Consider the following 16,249-nt stretch of genomic DNA (forward strand, 5'->3'; position numbering starts at 1 on the left):
ACAACGACCTCTCTGAACAGAATGTTTTAAGCGTGGGACTGAATGCCACCATATAAGGTTTGATATAAGCCTTCCTGCTCAACTAACTCTCCATGGGTCCCGGTTTGTGTTACTTTTCCATCTTCAAGCACATAGATCAAATCGGCTTGTTTCACAGCAGACAGACGATGCGCGACAATTAAGGTTGTCCGGCCCCGCAAGAATTCTGTCAACGCCTTGTGCAGAGCAGCTTCTGTAGCTGTATCTAACGCAGACGTTGCTTCATCCAAAATAACAAATTGAGGGTTACTCAATACCATTCTGGCTATCGCTAGGCGCTGACGTTGTCCGCCTGATAATCGAATACCATTGCGGCCAATTTGTGTATCTAACCCGTGGTTTAACTGAGAAATGACATCTTGTAGCTGAGCGACATCTAACGCACGCCATAATGACATTTCATCGAAGTTACCACCGAGAGTCAGATTATGCCTTAAGGTATCGTTAAATAATATAGGTTGCTGTAATACCACGGCAATTTTATCACGAATCACGTCAAAGCCTATATCCTGCGTGAGCTCATCATTGTAACGAACGTGTCCGGAATTTTGCTGATATACGCCAATCAGTAGCTGAATCAATGTCGACTTACCACCGCCACTTGCGCCGACCAAAGCCACTTTCTTACCTGCAGGAATATGCAAAGAGAGGTTGTCCAGCACATTGTGCTCACTGTTGTAAGAGAAATTGACGTTCTCTACTTTCACATCCACTTCGCGATCATCGGTGAAAGGGTTCACTTTTGACGGCGGTCGATGTTCTTCTTCCAGCAGAAGCAGATCGTTAATGCGCTTTAATGCTGCTTTGGCACTGTACCAGGAGAACTGGATACCAAGTAACTCCTGAACAGGGGACAACATAAACCACAAATAGCCAAACACCGCAAAAATTTGGCCAATGGTCAGGTCACTAAACAGCACCATCAACATGGCCACTGCGCGGAATAACTCAAAACCAATTAAGAACAGTAAGAAAGATACACGACCTGCCGCTTCAGATTGCCAGGCGTATTTATCTGCATCGACACGAACTTGATCGGCACTGTTTTTCAGTTGCTGAAGAAATTCTCTCTCTTTATTGGCGGCACGAAGCTGATAAATACCATCTAACGTTTCGACCAGGCGCGTTTGAAATAGCTCAAATGAGTGGTTTTCTTTGCGCTTCAGGTGCTTGACCATACTGCCGAGTTTACGAGAGAAATAGATAACGACCGGGTTAACCAACAAGATAAATAAACCCAATCGCCAGTCTAGCCAAAGAAGAACGATTGCAGTTCCTATAACGGTCAGTAAACTAACGACAAACTTCGCCAGAGTAGAGCCGATGAACTGGTCAATGGTTTCAATATCAGTGATCAAGTGAGCGTTGATACCGCCACTGCCTTTCGTCTCGTATTGGCGAATACTGATTCGGCCTAGTTTGTCGATCATCTTGCTGCGCATTTCGAAGGTAATCGTCTTCGATACCAGCGTGAATTGACGGCTTTGAACGATGTTGAGCGCTTGACTGGCTGCGCGCATAAGCACGACCAAAAACAGCGTAAAGAAAATATAGCCAGTAGGCGTGTGCCACGCTGCTGGAAGAACAGCATTCATTGCAGCTATGCCATTGGCGGGTTGATCCAATAAGACTTCATCCACCATCAGTGGCATAAGAAGAGGGATTGGAACACTAATCAAAGTTGCCAAAACAGCAATCAAGTTCGCTAGAATTAGCTTGGACTTGTGCTTTTTTACTTGTGTTATCAACCAAGAACGGCTAATAGTGTCATCTTTCTTAATCATTGTAATTGAGAATAAGTCCTATTATAAAGTAGGTCAGCATTTTAGCGTTAACCCATAAGAATGGAAGCGTTATAAATTAGTAGGAAGTTAATATGAACATAGAACAGTATCAAAGACTAACCAAGCAAGCCGCAGCACTCATTGAGTCAGAGCCAGATTTTATTGCCAACTTGGCAAACCTGAGCTCACTTCTGTTTATGGAACTAGAAGATCTCAACTGGGCAGGCTTTTACCTTACTAAAGGGGACGAACTGGTTCTAGGTCCGTTCCAAGGTAAGCCAGCTTGTGTTCGCATCCCGATGGGGCGTGGAGTCTGTGGTACCGCAGCAAAAACTAACACCATACAAAGAGTATACGACGTACATGCGTTTGAAGGCCATATTGCTTGTGATGCGGCAAGTAATTCTGAAATTGTGATTCCGTTTACGATTAACGGAAAAGTAGCCGGAGTGTTAGATATCGATAGCCCAAGTATTGGCCGATTCAATGAAACGGATGAAGCAGGGCTTACTCATTTTATGTCTGAAGTAGAAAAGCTGCTTAATTCACACGCGAACAACGCATAAATTCGTCCACGAGTGTGGTTTTTCGTTGGCATCTCACTATAATACGAGAATATTTTTTCTTAATGCTCTGCGGAAAGCCGCTCAAACCAGGAACCCTCATGACTGAAAAGTTAAAAAACAGCAAAGAAGTTATCGCATATATTGCTGAATGTTTCCCTAAGTGCTTTACTTTAGAAGGTGAAGCAAAACCTCTGAAAATTGGTATTTTTCAAGATCTTGCGGAACGTCTAAATGAAGACGAAAAAGTAAGCAAAACTCAGCTTCGTGCAGCGTTAAGACAGTACACTTCATCATGGCGTTACCTACATGGTGTAAAACCAGGTGCGGTACGTGTAGATTTAGACGGCAACCCATGTGGTGAGCTAGAAGAAGAACACGTAGAACACGCTAAAGCAACACTTGCAGAAAGCAAAGCGAAAGTTCAAGCTCGTCGTAAAGAACAAGCACAGAAAGCTCGTGAAGAGGGTAAGGCGAAAGCAAAACCTGCGGCTAAAAAGCCTCAACAGCCTCGTCGTACTAATAAACCTAAAGCACAGAAACCAACTCAGCCTGTAGAAACACGCGCGCTAAACGCTGACGAAATCACCGTAGGCAACGCAGTAAATGTGAACATGGGCAAAGGTAACATGGCAGCGACCATTGTTGAAATCAATAAGGATGATGTACGTGTTCAACTTGCTAACGGCCTACAAATGGTTGTAAAAGCGGAGCACTTGCGCGCATAAGGGAGATACTCCTACGCATGAATTGCCGTTCAAAAGTGACCCTGATCGCTGCTAGCTTATTGCTAGCAGCATCAGCTCAGGCTCTAGAAGCCAAACTACACAAAGATGACTTGCCGGTGCTCACTCCTGAAGTTCAGCACGAAACGGCCAGCAAGAGAGTCACCTCTCGATTCACCCGCTCTCATTACAAGCATTTCAGTCTCGATGACGATTTCTCTAAAGCGATTTTTGAACGCTATGTAGAAATGCTTGATTATAATCGAAATATTTTCACTCAAGCTGATATAGACGCCTTCAAAGATTGGTCTGTAGAGCTGGATGATCAGCTTAAAGCTGGCAATAACCAGATCGCATTCGATGTCTATAATCTGTCTATGCAAAAACGTTTCGAGCGTTTTGCTTATGCGTTGACCTTGCTCGACAACGAAATCAAATTTGATAACGATGACGAAATCGAACTTGATCGTTCAGAAGCAGCATGGCCAAAAAATGAGTCGGAAATTAATGAGTTATGGCGAAAACGTGTTAAGTATGACGCGCTCAATCTGAAACTGACTGGCAAAGAGTGGCCAGAGATAAAAGAAGTTTTAGAGAAGCGTTATAACAACGCAATGAAGCGAATCACTCAAACCAATAACGAAGACGCATTCCAGCTCTACATGAATGCCTTCGCAAGACAAGTCGATCCTCATACTAGCTACCTTTCTCCACGCAACGCAGAACAGTTCCAGTCAGAAATGAACCTTTCACTGGAAGGTATTGGTGCCGTTTTGCAAATGACGGATGATTACACTGTTATTCGTTCACTCGTGGTTGGCGGCCCAGCTTCAAAGAGCAAACAGCTTGGTGAAGGTGACCGCATTATTGGGGTTGGTCAAGATGGCGAAGAGATTGTCGACATTATTGGCTGGCGTCTAGACGATGTGGTTCAGTTAATCAAAGGGCCAAAAGGTACCAAGGTTAACCTTCAGATATTGCCAGAAGGCGCTGGAGCCAAGAGTTACATTGTCACAATTGTTCGTGACAAAGTACGCTTGGAAGACCGAGCTGTTAAGTCAGAAGTGATCGAGAAGAACGGCAAGAAAATTGGCGTTTTGGAAGTACCGAGTTTTTACGTCGGTTTGTCTAACGATACGGACAAATTGCTGGCGGAATTTAAAACCAAGAATGTCGACGGCGTGATTGTCGACTTGCGTAACAACGGTGGCGGTGCTTTAACAGAAGCAACGGCTCTGACGGGACTGTTCATCAAAGAAGGTCCGGTCGTACAAGTTCGCGATAGCTATGGTCGAATCAAGGTCAATGCGGATACTGATGGACAAATCAGTTACGATGGTCCTTTAACGGTGCTGATTAACCGTTATAGTGCGTCTGCTTCGGAAATCTTTGCCGCAGCGATGCAAGATTATAACCGCGCTATCATTCTTGGTGAGAACTCGTTTGGTAAGGGGACTGTCCAGCAGCACCGCTCGTTGAACCATATCTATGACCTTTTTGATAAAGAGCTAGGATATGTTCAATACACAATTCAGAAGTTCTACCGTATTGATGGTGGTAGTACTCAGAATCGTGGGGTAGCGCCGGATATTGCTTATCCAACGCCAATCGAAGCTTCTGAAACCGGTGAAAGTGTCGAAGAGAATGCGCTACCTTGGGATAGCATCGATAAAGCGAGTTACACAATGTATCCGGACAACGATACGTTGGTAGCGAGTTTAACAAAGCTGCATAACAAGCGCATCGCGGATGAAATGGAATTCCGATTCATCAACGAAGACATTGAGAAATATCGTCAAGATAAAGACAACAACTTTTTGTCGCTCAATGAAAAAGTGCGCAAAGCGGAGCAAGATTCTGAAGACAAGCTTCGTCTGGAGCGCATCAATGAACGTCAGGCATTACTAGGCAAAAAGGCATTTAAGTCGTTAGATGATGTGCCTAAAGACTACGAAGCCCCAGACGTTTATCTCGATGAATCTGTCTCAATTATGATTGATATGTTGAAACCAACTGATCAGTCATAACGACTAAACATTCAATACTACAAGAGCGAGTCCTTATGACTCGCTCTTTTTTTCTATCTTTTTATCTTCATTTCCCAGCCATATTGAGATAAATATGCGCTTTTTTTGTACTAACAATTTACGTGATGAATCTCAAATATTTCGCGAAACAGATGACTAAAGCCTAAGCTAAAAGAAAACGATAAGGATGCCGATATGAAATGGTTCTTTATTTTACTTAGTTTTTTTTGCTTTAGCGCGTACAGCGCCGACAACGCTCGTGAAGAAGAATTAAGTCACTTTGACACCCCGTTTTTAATCGGGGATTGGTATTTGCTGAATCAGAACTCAGGAGAGTCTGCGGAAAACTTTCGCGCCATCAAACTGTCTTTGGGTTCTGACTATATGTTCTCTATTGATATCCAGAAAAAGGACTATTCCGTTGATCATTGGGAAGGGATGTACAATGTCAACGAAGATACGATTGTTCTTGGCCTGAATACGGATGAGCCCCAAATCTATGCGTACCGGAATAACCACAACACGCTTGATCTTAATGGTGTCACCTTCACCAAGGGTCTATCGAATGCGCTGGCAGGCATTTGGTCTAGCTCTCACGTCTCTGGAGATGGCCTTGCCGCAAGTAAGATCAGCCACATGGACTTGATTCTCCAACCCGATTTCGTTTTTCTATTCCGCGTTTCTAATGAGGCCGGGAAAGAATCAGTGAAACAGGGTGTCTTTTATACCGAGGATGAGTACTTAGTTCTTTTGTATGAAAACGGCGAGCATGGAACCACTTATAAACTCAACAAAAACGAATTGACGATAGAAGACTCAAATGGTGATATGTACGCGGTTTTAAATAGAGTTACACAATAACAACTATCTATAATTCTTCACCGTGATGTAACCCTAGTGAATGCAAGTAATGTTGTATAAATGTTAACCATAAAGTAGAGCTAGTACACTATTAGCTCTATTTTTTGGTGTAAAGGCTTGTATTTTGATACCACAAGCACTACTAATAGCTTATATAGTGATACCACTTCGATATTTTAGTCATTAAAGAAGTGGTTTTTTATTCTTCGACAGACAAGGATTTATGGACATGTCCCAAGCTCCTCAAGCTAAATATCGTAAAGATTATCAAGCGCCATCTCATACTATTACCGACATTGATCTCACGTTTGATCTATTCGATAACGACACTATCGTTACTGCGGTATCGAAAGTCATTCAAAAAGGTGAACTCACAACATTGGAGTTAGATGGCGAAGGGCTGGAGCTTCGTTCTGTCAAAGTGAATGGAGAAGACTGGGCTCATCATGAAGTGAAAGAAGCCTCTCTGGTTCTTTCTGATCTACCAGCTGAATTTGAACTTGAGATCATTACTAAGATTGATCCTGAAGCGAATACGGCACTTGAAGGTTTATACAAATCTGGTGGTGCTTTCTGTACACAGTGTGAAGCCGAAGGTTTCCGTCGCATCACGTACTACCTGGATCGCCCAGACGTATTGGCAAAATACACGACGAAAGTAATTGCCGATAAAGGGACATACCCTTACTTGTTGAGCAACGGTAACCGTATTGCAGAAGGTGACGCAGAAAATGGCCGCCACTGGGTACAATGGCAGGACCCACACCCGAAACCAGCGTACTTATTTGCACTGGTTGCTGGTGATTTTGATGTACTGCGTGACAACTACACCACAATGTCTGGTCGCAATGTCGAGCTAGAGATCTTTGTTGATAAAGGTAACTTGGATCGTGCGCCGCACGCCATGACGTCACTGATCAATTCAATGAAGTGGGACGAAGAACGCTTTGGCCTGGAGTATGACCTAGACATTTACATGATCGTGGCTGTGGATTTCTTCAATATGGGCGCGATGGAAAATAAAGGTCTGAACATCTTTAACTCTAAGTTCGTTCTAGCCAACGACCAAACGGCAACTGACCGCGATTATCTGGGAATTGAAGCCGTAATTGGTCATGAGTACTTCCATAACTGGACGGGTAACCGCGTGACTTGTCGCGATTGGTTCCAGTTAAGTCTAAAAGAAGGCTTAACAGTTTTCCGTGATCAGGAATTTTCGTCAGATCTTGGCTCTCGCGCGGTTAACCGTATCGATAATGTTCGTATTATTCGTGGTCCTCAGTTTGCTGAAGATTCGAGCCCGATGTCGCACCCAATTCGTCCAGATAAAGTTATCGAAATGAATAACTTTTACACGCTCACTGTTTATGAGAAAGGCAGTGAAGTCATTCGCATGTATCACACATTGCTAGGCGAGGAAGGTTTCCAAAAAGGCATGAAGCTTTACTTTGAGCGTCATGATGGCACAGCTGCAACATGTGAAGATTTTGTATCGGCGATGGAAGATGCTACAGGCGTTGACCTACAACAATTCCGCTTATGGTACAGCCAGTCGGGTACACCAACATTGCGCGTGAACAGCGAGTACAATGCTGACGCGAAAACTTACGCGCTAACCGTTGAGCAGTTTACCGAGTCAACGCATGACCAATCGGAAAAACAAGCGCTGCATATTCCATTTGATATTGAATTGTACGACGACAAAGGTCAGGTAATTCCATTGATTATCAATGGTGAGTCTGTTCACAATGTTCTAGACATCAAACAAGACAAACAGACTTTCGTGTTTGAAAATGTCGATGTTAAACCAGTACCATCATTGCTACGCGAGTTCTCCGCACCAGTAAAACTGGAATATGGTTACAGCGATGAAGAACTGATCTTCCTGATGAAACATGCCACGAACGATTTTGCACGCTGGGATGCAAGCCAAATGTTGCTGGCGAAATACATCCGTCAAAACGTCGTGAACGTTCAAGCGGGCGAGGAAGTCAAACTTTCTGAAGAGTTGATTGATGCGTTCCGTGGCGTATTGCTTGATGCCAACCTGGAACCAGCGTTCATCGCACAGGTGTTATCATTGCCTTCTATCAATGAAATTACCGGTTGGTACCAACAGATTGATATCGATGCGGTTGATACCGTACTCAATAGCATTACACTGTCACTTTCTAAAGAGTTAGAAGATGAACTAAGTGCAACCTACCATACATTGAAGCAGGCGGATTACTCTATCGAGCATGATGCTATTGGTAAGCGTGCGTTGCGCAATCAGTGCCTTCAATTCCTTGCGCATACTGAAAATGGCAACCAACTTGTTCAGGAGCAATATGCATCTGCAAACAACATGACAGATACGATTGCTGCGATGACGGCTGCCAATAATGCACAGCTTGAATGTCGTGAAACGTTGATGGCGGATTACAGCGAGAAGTGGAAACACGATGGTTTGGTTATGGACAAGTGGTTTGTACTGCAAGGCAGCAACCCAGCTGAAGATGCACTTGAAAAAGTAAAAGCAACCATGTCACACGAAGCATTCAGTTTGAAAAACCCGAACCGTATTCGTAGCTTGATCGGTTCGTTCTTGAGTGCAAACCCAGTGCATTTCCATGATAAGTCAGGTTCAGGATATCTGTTTGCGGGTGAGATTCTGCGTCAGTTGAATGACACCAACCCGCAAGTGGCATCTCGTCTGATTGATCCGCTACTTAAGTTCCGTAAATACGATGAAAGTCGCCAGGCGCTGATTCGTGCAGAACTTGAAAAACTTAAAGCGATGGATAATCTTGCCAAAGACTTGTTTGAAAAAGTCACCAAGGCACTAGACGAATAGTCATCAAACGAATAGGGTGGTCTGAGTGACCACCCTTTTTTATTAACGTTTTACCTAATGAAGTACTACTATTTCTCACTCAACATTCCATATCAGACATTTCGTTCACATTATTCTGGTGTTTCAAACACGATCCAAGTTGTGACTCACAACGGTTTAAGACTTCAGTTATCAGCGGCTAAATTCAGACCATTTCTTACTCAATTGGGCATTAGAGGGCAGTTTAGGCTAACAACTGACCAAAATAACAAGTTTATTAAGTTGGAAACTCTGTGAGGTAAGATATTTCTAGATGTTTAAATAGGTATCTTAGTCACAGAATCAGACATTTCACCTCATACCACTACTAATAGTTGTTAAACATTTGTAATTATCCTTTTACAATGGGTCGTATGCATTACCAATGCTTAGTTTCAGGGAAGTTATCCCTTTGCTAAGTCCCCCTACAAAACAACAATTATTCTGTGGAGTGTGAATATGACCGCGCGTGAAAATGTAGTGCCGGTTCTTCTTGAAAAAGTTTACCAACTGATTCAAGACAAACTCGAGCTTTCTCACCAGACGCTTGTAACAAAACTTGCTCAACACTTATTTAGTAATATTTCCGATGACGACCTGGTCCAGCGAAATGAATCCGATCTCTATGGTGCCGTAATTAGCCTTTGGCATCATATCAACGAAAAAAAACCTGAAGATGTTTCTGTACAAGTCTTCAACCCGACCGTCAGCCGTCAAGGTTGGCAATCGACTCACACAATCGTAGAAGTTGTTGTTCCAGATAGCCCGTTCTTAGTGGACTCAATCAAGATGGCCTTAGCTCGTCTAGATTTGGTGTCTCATCTTATGTTGAACAATCCAACTCAACTTCAACGAGATGAGAAGGGCCACGTTATCGATGTAAACGGTGAAGGTGGTGTCCTTCAGTCTTTGTTCCATATCGAAGTTGACCGTCTTACCAGTAAAGAAGAGATGCAGGCACTTAAAGCTGAGCTATTAGACATCCTTTCTGATACGCGCCTTGTGGTAAGCGACTGGAAAAAGATGGTCGACAAGCTGAAAGTCGTTACTGATCAACTTGAGCAGAATAAAGAACGCGTAACGATCCAAAAGGATCGTATGGATGAGACCATTGCATTTTTGCGTTGGCTAGGTGAGCACAACTTCACCTTCATGGGTTACAAAGAATATGACCTTGTTGAAAACAATGGTGATACAGAACTAAACCCTGTGAAAGAGAAAGGCCTGGGTCTGTTTGCGGACGACAAACGAGTTCGCAGCGTGAAACTGTCCGAACTGTCTGATTCAGCAAGACTAGAAGCGAAAAAGCCATACGCGCTGATCATGACAAAAGGCAACCGACCATGTCGTATTCACCGTCCTGCTTACACTGACTATATTGGCATCAAGAAGTTTGATGAAAATGGCAAAGTGATTGGTGAGCACCGCTTCACTGGCCTTTACACGTCGGCGGTATACAACCAAGCGGTTCAAAGCATTCCTCTGATTCGTGAAAAAGTCGATCGTATCCTAACTGCAAGTGGTTACCGTCACGGATCATACTCATACAAAGCACTGCACAATATTTTAGAAAACTACCCACGTGATGAGCTGCTTCAAGCAAACGAAGAAGAGTTGCTGGAAGTCGGCATGGGCGTGGTGCAAATGCAAGATCGCGACTTGATTCGTCTGTTTGTACGTAAAGACCCGTTTGGCCGTTTCTTTAGCTGCATGGTCTACGTAACAAAAGACCGTTACAACACAGAATTGCGTCGCCAGACTCAACGTATTTTCAAACAATACTTTGGCTGCGAGCAAGAAGTTGAATTCACAACTTACTTCTCAGAAAGTCCTTTGGCCAGAACGCATTACATTGTTCGTGTAGACAATAACAACATTGACGTAGACGTGAAAAAGATCGAGCAAAACCTAATGGAAGTTTCCACCTCTTGGGACGACAGACTTAAAGAATCCATCATCGCTAACTTTGGTGAAAGCAAAGGTCTTCCACTTTCAAAAGAGTACATGAGTTCATTCCCGCGTTCATACAAAGAAGATATGATGCCTAGCTCTGCAGTTGCAGATATTGAACGTTTGGAAGCATTAAGCGACGACAACAAACTAGGCATGTTGTTCTACCGTCCTCAAGAAGAAGCGGCAGATTCAAAAGCAGTGCGTTTGAAACTTTACCACCGAGACGAGCCGATCCACCTTTCTGACGTAATGCCAATGTTAGAAAACTTGGGTCTACGCGTGATCGGTGAATCTCCGTATGAGATCGAGAAAACCAACGGTCAGACATTCTGGATCCTTGATTTCTCAATGCTGCATAAGAGCGAGAAAACGGTTGATCTTCGTGAAGCGAGAGATCGTTTCCAACAAGCATTTGCAGCGATTTGGTCTGGTAATCTAGAAAGTGATGGCTTTAACCGATTGGTACTAGGTGCTTCACTGACTGGTCGTGAAATCTCAATTCTTCGTGCTTACGCGCGCTACATGCGTCAAGTTGGCTTCCCATTCAGTCAGCAATACATTGAAGATACGCTAAGCCACTACCCAGATTTAGCAACAGGTCTAGTGAACCTGTTTACCAAGCGTTTCGATCCTAAGCACAAAGGTAGCGAGAAAGGTCAGAATGATCTTATCAAGAAACTGACTGAGCAATTGGATCGTGTAGAAAGCTTGGATGACGATCGTATCATCCGTCGTTACATGGAAATGATCATGGCGACGCTACGCACCAACTACTACCAAACTGACGAGAACAAACTGCCTAAGCCTTGGTTGTCATTGAAGATGAAACCGAGTGAAATCCCAGAGATTCCACAACCGGTACCGGCATTTGAGATCTTCGTTTACGCACCGGACATCGAAGGTGTTCACTTGCGTGGTGGTAAAGTAGCACGTGGTGGCTTGCGCTGGTCAGATCGCCAAGAAGATTTCCGTACAGAGATTCTTGGCCTGGTTAAAGCTCAACAAGTTAAGAACACTGTTATCGTTCCTGTTGGTGCGAAAGGTGGTTTCGTTTGTAAACGTCAACCATCTCTGACTACACGTGATGAGATCTTCGCGGAAGGTCAACGTTGTTACAAACGCTTTATTCGCGCGTTGCTTGATGTATCAGACAACATCATTGAAGGCGAAGTAGCGCATCCGCAAAATGTTGTACGTCACGATGAAGACGACCCATATTTGGTTGTTGCTGCAGATAAAGGCACTGCAACATTCTCAGACTTAGCGAACTCAGTCTCTGACGAATACAACTTCTGGCTGGGTGATGCATTCGCTTCTGGTGGTTCAAACGGTTACGACCACAAAGCAATGGGTATCACAGCAAAAGGTGGCTGGGAGTCAGTAAAACGTCACTTCCGTGAAATGGGCATTGATTGTCAAACCACTGACTTTACTGCTATCGGTGTTGGTGACATGGCAGGGGACGTGTTTGGTAACGGTATGCTGCTATCTAAGCACATTCGTCTACAAGCTGCGTTTAACCACATGCACATCTTCATTGATCCAAATCCAGATTCAGCGTCAAGCTGGGAAGAGCGTAACCGCTTGTTTAATCTGCCAAGATCAAGCTGGGAAGATTACAATAAAGAGTTGATCTCCGAAGGTGGTGGCATCTTCTCTCGCCGTGCGAAATCGATCCAGTTAACACCTGAAATTCAGAAAATGTTGGGTACTAAGAAAGCTTCTATGGCACCAAACGATCTGATTAAGATGATCCTGAAAATGAAAGTGGATCTTCTATGGAATGGTGGTATCGGTACGTACGTTAAAGCTTCTAACGAGACGCATACTGACGTTGGCGACCGTGCAAACGACATGCTACGTATCGACGGTCGTGATCTGAGAGCGAAGGTTGTAGGTGAAGGCGGTAACTTGGGTATGACTCAACAAGGTCGTATCGAATACGCACTTAACGGTGGCCGCGTGAACACCGACTTCGTTGATAACGTAGGTGGTGTTGACTGTTCGGATAACGAAGTCAACATCAAGATCTTCCTGAATGGTTTGGTTTCAAACGGTGATCTGACTGTTAAACAACGTAACCAAATCCTAGAGTCGATGGAAGATGAAGTCGGTGAAATCGTTCTTGATGATGCTTACTGCCAATCAGAGTCAATCTCTGTTACTGAGCAGCAGGGTGTTGGTATCGTTAAAGAACAGATTCGCTTCATCCATACTATGGAGAAAGCAGGGTTCCTGGATCGTGCGCTTGAATACATCCCTGATGACGAAACGCTTCTAGAGCGTGAAAAGCAGGGCTTGGGTCTGACACGTCCAGAGCTTTCTGTTCTGGTTGCTTACGGTAAAATGGTATTGAAGCAGCAGCTTGTTACGGACGAAATCGCAAATGACGAGTTCCATGCGAAGCAGCTAGTTGCGTACTTCCCAAGTGAGTTACGCCGTAACTATAAAGATCAGATGGTCAACCACCCGCTACGTGCAGAAATTATCGCGACAGCGCTGGCGAACCAAATGGTTAACGAGATGGGCTGTAACTTCGTCACTCGCTTGCAAGAAGAGACGGGTGCAAGTGTTGTTGATATCGCAAATGCATACAGTGCAGCACGTGAAATCTTCGAACTAGAATCGATTCTAAAACAGACTCGTGAGTTGGATAACGTAGCGACAGCGCAAGCACAATACGAAATCATGTTCTATGTTCGTCGTGCTCTACGCCGAATCGCTCGTTGGCTACTGCGTAATCGTAGCGGCAAATACACCGTGGGCGAATTGATCAATCTTTACAAACAAGATGTGAACGTTATCAGCGAAACGCTAGATAGCATGCTGGTTGAGTCAGAAGTTGAAGAACACAACGAACTCGCACAAGTTTGGATGGACAGAGGGGTTGAAGAGAAACTGGCCCATCAAGTTGCTCGCTTATCAAGTTTGCAATCTGCACTGGATATTTCTGCAGTGGCAAGTGAAACAGGCAAAACGGTTGAGCAAGCGTCTAAGTTGTACTTCAACTTAGGGGATCGTCTGTCTCTGCACTGGTTCTTGAAGCAAATCAACAACCAAGCTGTAGACAACAACTGGCAAGCGTTAGCTCGAGCAGCGTTCCGTGAAGACTTAGATTGGCAGCAACGTCAGCTAACCGCTCAGGTACTAAATTGCAACTGCGCATCAGAAGAGTTTGATGTGATGGCAGCGCTTGATAATTGGCTCGAATCCAATGAGCCTTCACTGCAACGTTGGGAAAGTATCCTAAACGAGTTTAAAGTTGGCTCTGTCCATGAGTTTGCAAAATTCTCGGTTGCGCTACGTGAATTGGTATTGCTTAACTTAAACTGCTCACCAAGCGAGTAGGAGAGTTAGCGTTTTAGACAAAGCCTCGTAGAGATACGGGGCTTTTTTGTACCTGAATACTAGGCCTTACTGAGATTTAAGTGACGCTGTCACTATTGTTTTAACTTTATATGTACTGAAATCGATTGCTTTTTCATAAATAATTATGATTTTTGCACTCAAATAATGATTTTAAATGGCTGTTTTTAAATGATAATTAATTTTGAGAAATATGATTTTACTTAATTCGTTCATTTTCATTGAATTACGATTAAAAACAGTAAATAATATTGACCCGTTTACACGGGGCTTTTTTCTTTCGGAGGCACAATGCTTTACCGTCTAGCCAGAACTGGCTTTTTTCAACTTGATGCCGAAAAGGCACATGATCTTGCAATTAAGAATTTCCAACGCTTTAACGGCACACCTCTCGATCTTTTCTATCGTCAACAATTACCAAATCGTCCAGTAGAGTGCATGGGGCTAACGTTCCGTAACCCTGTCGGTCTCGCTGCTGGTTTAGACAAAAACGGCGAATGTATTGAAGCGTTTGATGCGATGGGTTTTGGTTTCGTTGAAGTCGGTACCGTAACACCACGTCCGCAACCTGGTAATGATAAACCACGTCTGTTCCGTCTAGTGGAAGCAGAGGGCATCATCAACCGTATGGGCTTTAACAACCTAGGTGTTGATCACTTGGTTGAGAATGTGAAGAAAGCAAAGTTCGACTGTGTACTTGGTATCAATATCGGCAAAAACAAAGATACGCCGATTGAGAAAGGGGCAGAAGACTACCTGATTTGTATGGAAAAAGTATACGAATACGCAGGTTACATTGCGGTGAATATCTCTTCTCCAAACACGCCAGGATTACGTTCGCTTCAATACGGCGAGGCATTGGATGAGTTGCTTGCTGAGTTGAAAGCAAAACAATCTGAGCTAGCAGAAAAGCACGATAAATACGTACCGTTGGCACTGAAGATCGCACCAGACTTGAGTGATGACGAAATCGTTCAGATTTGCGAATCACTAATTAAAAACAACATCGATGGTGTGATTGCGACGAACACAACATTGGATAGAACCGTTGTTGAAGGTATGAAACACGCGAATGAAGCGGGTGGCTTAAGTGGCCGTCCGGTACAGTCCCGTTCTACTGAGGTGGTTCGTAAACTTCACGAAGCGCTTGGCGACAAACTTCCGATCATTGGTGTGGGTGGTATCGATTCTTATGTTGCGGCAAAAGAGAAGATGATGGCCGGAGCACAGTTGGTCCAAGTCTATACAGGTTTTATTTACCACGGTCCAGGTTTAGTACGCGATATTGTTAAAAATCTTTAAAATAATTTAACAACTCGCTGAGTTTACATTAGTTATTACAAAAAAAGAGGATCTTGTTTCCTCTTTTTTTTTGTCCGTTCATTTGTAGAATTTAAAAATCATGAGTAGGTAATTAAGCGTCTTACCTCTTTACCACTGATTTAACTAGTCAAGAGAGAACGGAACAATGCTTAAACCCAGCGACAAATGGAATTGGTATTATGACGAGCATAAAGCTTGTTTAATGCTGGATTTAGGGGAGGAAATGATTTTCCAAACCAATCTATCCCGAAAGCTGTTAGTCAACTGCGCCTTCTCAAACAACGAATTTACTGTCGATGATGCTAGTGCGTTTCAGACCTTTAATGAACGTATTCGCTGTCTCGATATCAGTGAATACCGTCAAGCAGAGCTAACCCTATACTGCGTAGCTGCTAAACGCTTCCATAAGCCAGTACAACCTAAAAGTTGGTTTTTCGATGCTCAGTCTTCTGGATATGAGCCAGAAGAGGGGGATATGGTCTTCCTGACGAACCAATACTCTGAAGGTGTCTTCATTGTACTTGAGCCTGGAGAAACCTCTAGCTTGTGCCTTTACGTGGGACAAGAAGAGTTTGTTCTTGATGGAAGCAAGTCTCTGCCATTTGGCCAACCGATTAAAGTGATGCACGACCGTATGGCGTGTGCAAGCCACCTGTTTGTGATGGCACCCATAGCCATGGTTGGATAACCTGATTTAATTTCTTTATTTCGTTCCTTTGTTTGCCTTAATCGACCGCTTCAGGTCGATTTTTTT

At 43.8% G+C, this 16,249-nt stretch carries 10 protein-coding genes; 9 read left to right on the forward strand and 1 reads right to left on the reverse strand.

The annotated features are described in order from the left end of the window. Positions 1-26 precede the first annotated feature (26 nt). Positions 27-1,823: an ABC transporter ATP-binding protein gene (locus V1U08_RS07315; RefSeq protein WP_020333305.1), complete on the reverse strand. Its 1,797-nt coding sequence runs from the start codon at positions 1,821-1,823 to the stop codon at positions 27-29. A 92-nt stretch (positions 1,824-1,915) separates the two neighbouring features. Here V1U08_RS07315 and V1U08_RS07320 point away from each other — a divergent pair, with 92 nt between their 5' ends. The 9 genes from V1U08_RS07320 to V1U08_RS07360 all read left to right on the forward strand — a co-directional run bounded on the left by V1U08_RS07320 (position 1,916) and on the right by V1U08_RS07360 (position 16,183). Beyond that, the gene (locus V1U08_RS07320; RefSeq protein ID WP_014231894.1) at positions 1,916-2,389 is read left to right on the forward strand and encodes a GAF domain-containing protein; all 474 of its coding nucleotides are present in this window, start codon (positions 1,916-1,918) and stop codon (positions 2,387-2,389) included. Positions 2,390-2,487: 98 nt separating this feature from the next. After that, positions 2,488-3,114 (forward strand): RNA chaperone ProQ, encoded by a 627-nt coding sequence (proQ, locus tag V1U08_RS07325; RefSeq protein ID WP_014231893.1) that lies wholly within the window; start codon positions 2,488-2,490, stop codon positions 3,112-3,114. Between the two features lie 17 nt (positions 3,115-3,131). Continuing rightward, entirely contained in the window at positions 3,132-5,138 is a 2,007-nt protein-coding gene (prc, locus tag V1U08_RS07330) for a carboxy terminal-processing peptidase (RefSeq protein WP_065296856.1), read from the forward strand. A 195-nt stretch (positions 5,139-5,333) separates the two neighbouring features. Then, positions 5,334-5,999, forward strand: coding sequence for a hypothetical protein (locus tag V1U08_RS07335; RefSeq protein ID WP_014231891.1), 666 nt, complete (start codon positions 5,334-5,336; stop codon positions 5,997-5,999). Between the two features lie 229 nt (positions 6,000-6,228). Next, entirely contained in the window at positions 6,229-8,835 is a 2,607-nt protein-coding gene (pepN, locus tag V1U08_RS07340) for an aminopeptidase N (protein WP_330470314.1), read from the forward strand. A 57-nt stretch (positions 8,836-8,892) separates the two neighbouring features. Then, positions 8,893-9,111 (forward strand): DUF2835 domain-containing protein, encoded by a 219-nt coding sequence (locus tag V1U08_RS07345; RefSeq protein WP_014231889.1) that lies wholly within the window; start codon positions 8,893-8,895, stop codon positions 9,109-9,111. A 201-nt stretch (positions 9,112-9,312) separates the two neighbouring features. Beyond that, positions 9,313-14,154, forward strand: a complete 4,842-nt coding sequence (locus V1U08_RS07350; protein ID WP_330470315.1) for an NAD-glutamate dehydrogenase — start codon at positions 9,313-9,315, stop codon at positions 14,152-14,154. 309 nt (positions 14,155-14,463) lie between these two features. Further along, a complete protein-coding gene (gene pyrD, locus V1U08_RS07355; protein WP_014231887.1) occupies positions 14,464-15,474 on the forward strand; it encodes a quinone-dependent dihydroorotate dehydrogenase in 1,011 nt (336 codons plus the stop codon). A 166-nt stretch (positions 15,475-15,640) separates the two neighbouring features. Beyond that, positions 15,641-16,183 carry a cell division protein ZapC gene (locus tag V1U08_RS07360; protein ID WP_330470316.1) on the forward strand — a complete coding sequence of 181 codons (543 nt, stop codon included), beginning with the start codon at positions 15,641-15,643 and terminating at the stop codon, positions 16,181-16,183. The last annotated feature ends 66 nt before the right edge of the window (positions 16,184-16,249 follow it).

Origin of the sequence: Vibrio sp. YYF0003, assembly GCF_036350715.1 — a bacterium.
GTDB classification, from domain to species: Bacteria; Pseudomonadota; Gammaproteobacteria; order Enterobacterales; family Vibrionaceae; genus Vibrio; species Vibrio natriegens.

Coding starts and splice junctions, on each gene's coding strand:
- pyrD (WP_014231887.1), top strand. CDS start 14,464: ATGCTTTACCGTCTAGCCAGAACTGGCTTTTTTCAACTTGATGCCGAA.
- V1U08_RS07350 (WP_330470315.1), top strand. CDS start 9,313: ATGACCGCGCGTGAAAATGTAGTGCCGGTTCTTCTTGAAAAAGTTTAC.
- V1U08_RS07345 (WP_014231889.1), top strand. CDS start 8,893: ATGAAGTACTACTATTTCTCACTCAACATTCCATATCAGACATTTCGT.
- V1U08_RS07315 (WP_020333305.1), bottom strand. CDS start 1,823: ATGATTAAGAAAGATGACACTATTAGCCGTTCTTGGTTGATAACACAA.
- proQ (WP_014231893.1), top strand. CDS start 2,488: ATGACTGAAAAGTTAAAAAACAGCAAAGAAGTTATCGCATATATTGCT.
- V1U08_RS07360 (WP_330470316.1), top strand. CDS start 15,641: ATGCTTAAACCCAGCGACAAATGGAATTGGTATTATGACGAGCATAAA.
- V1U08_RS07335 (WP_014231891.1), top strand. CDS start 5,334: ATGAAATGGTTCTTTATTTTACTTAGTTTTTTTTGCTTTAGCGCGTAC.
- pepN (WP_330470314.1), top strand. CDS start 6,229: ATGTCCCAAGCTCCTCAAGCTAAATATCGTAAAGATTATCAAGCGCCA.
- prc (WP_065296856.1), top strand. CDS start 3,132: ATGAATTGCCGTTCAAAAGTGACCCTGATCGCTGCTAGCTTATTGCTA.
- V1U08_RS07320 (WP_014231894.1), top strand. CDS start 1,916: ATGAACATAGAACAGTATCAAAGACTAACCAAGCAAGCCGCAGCACTC.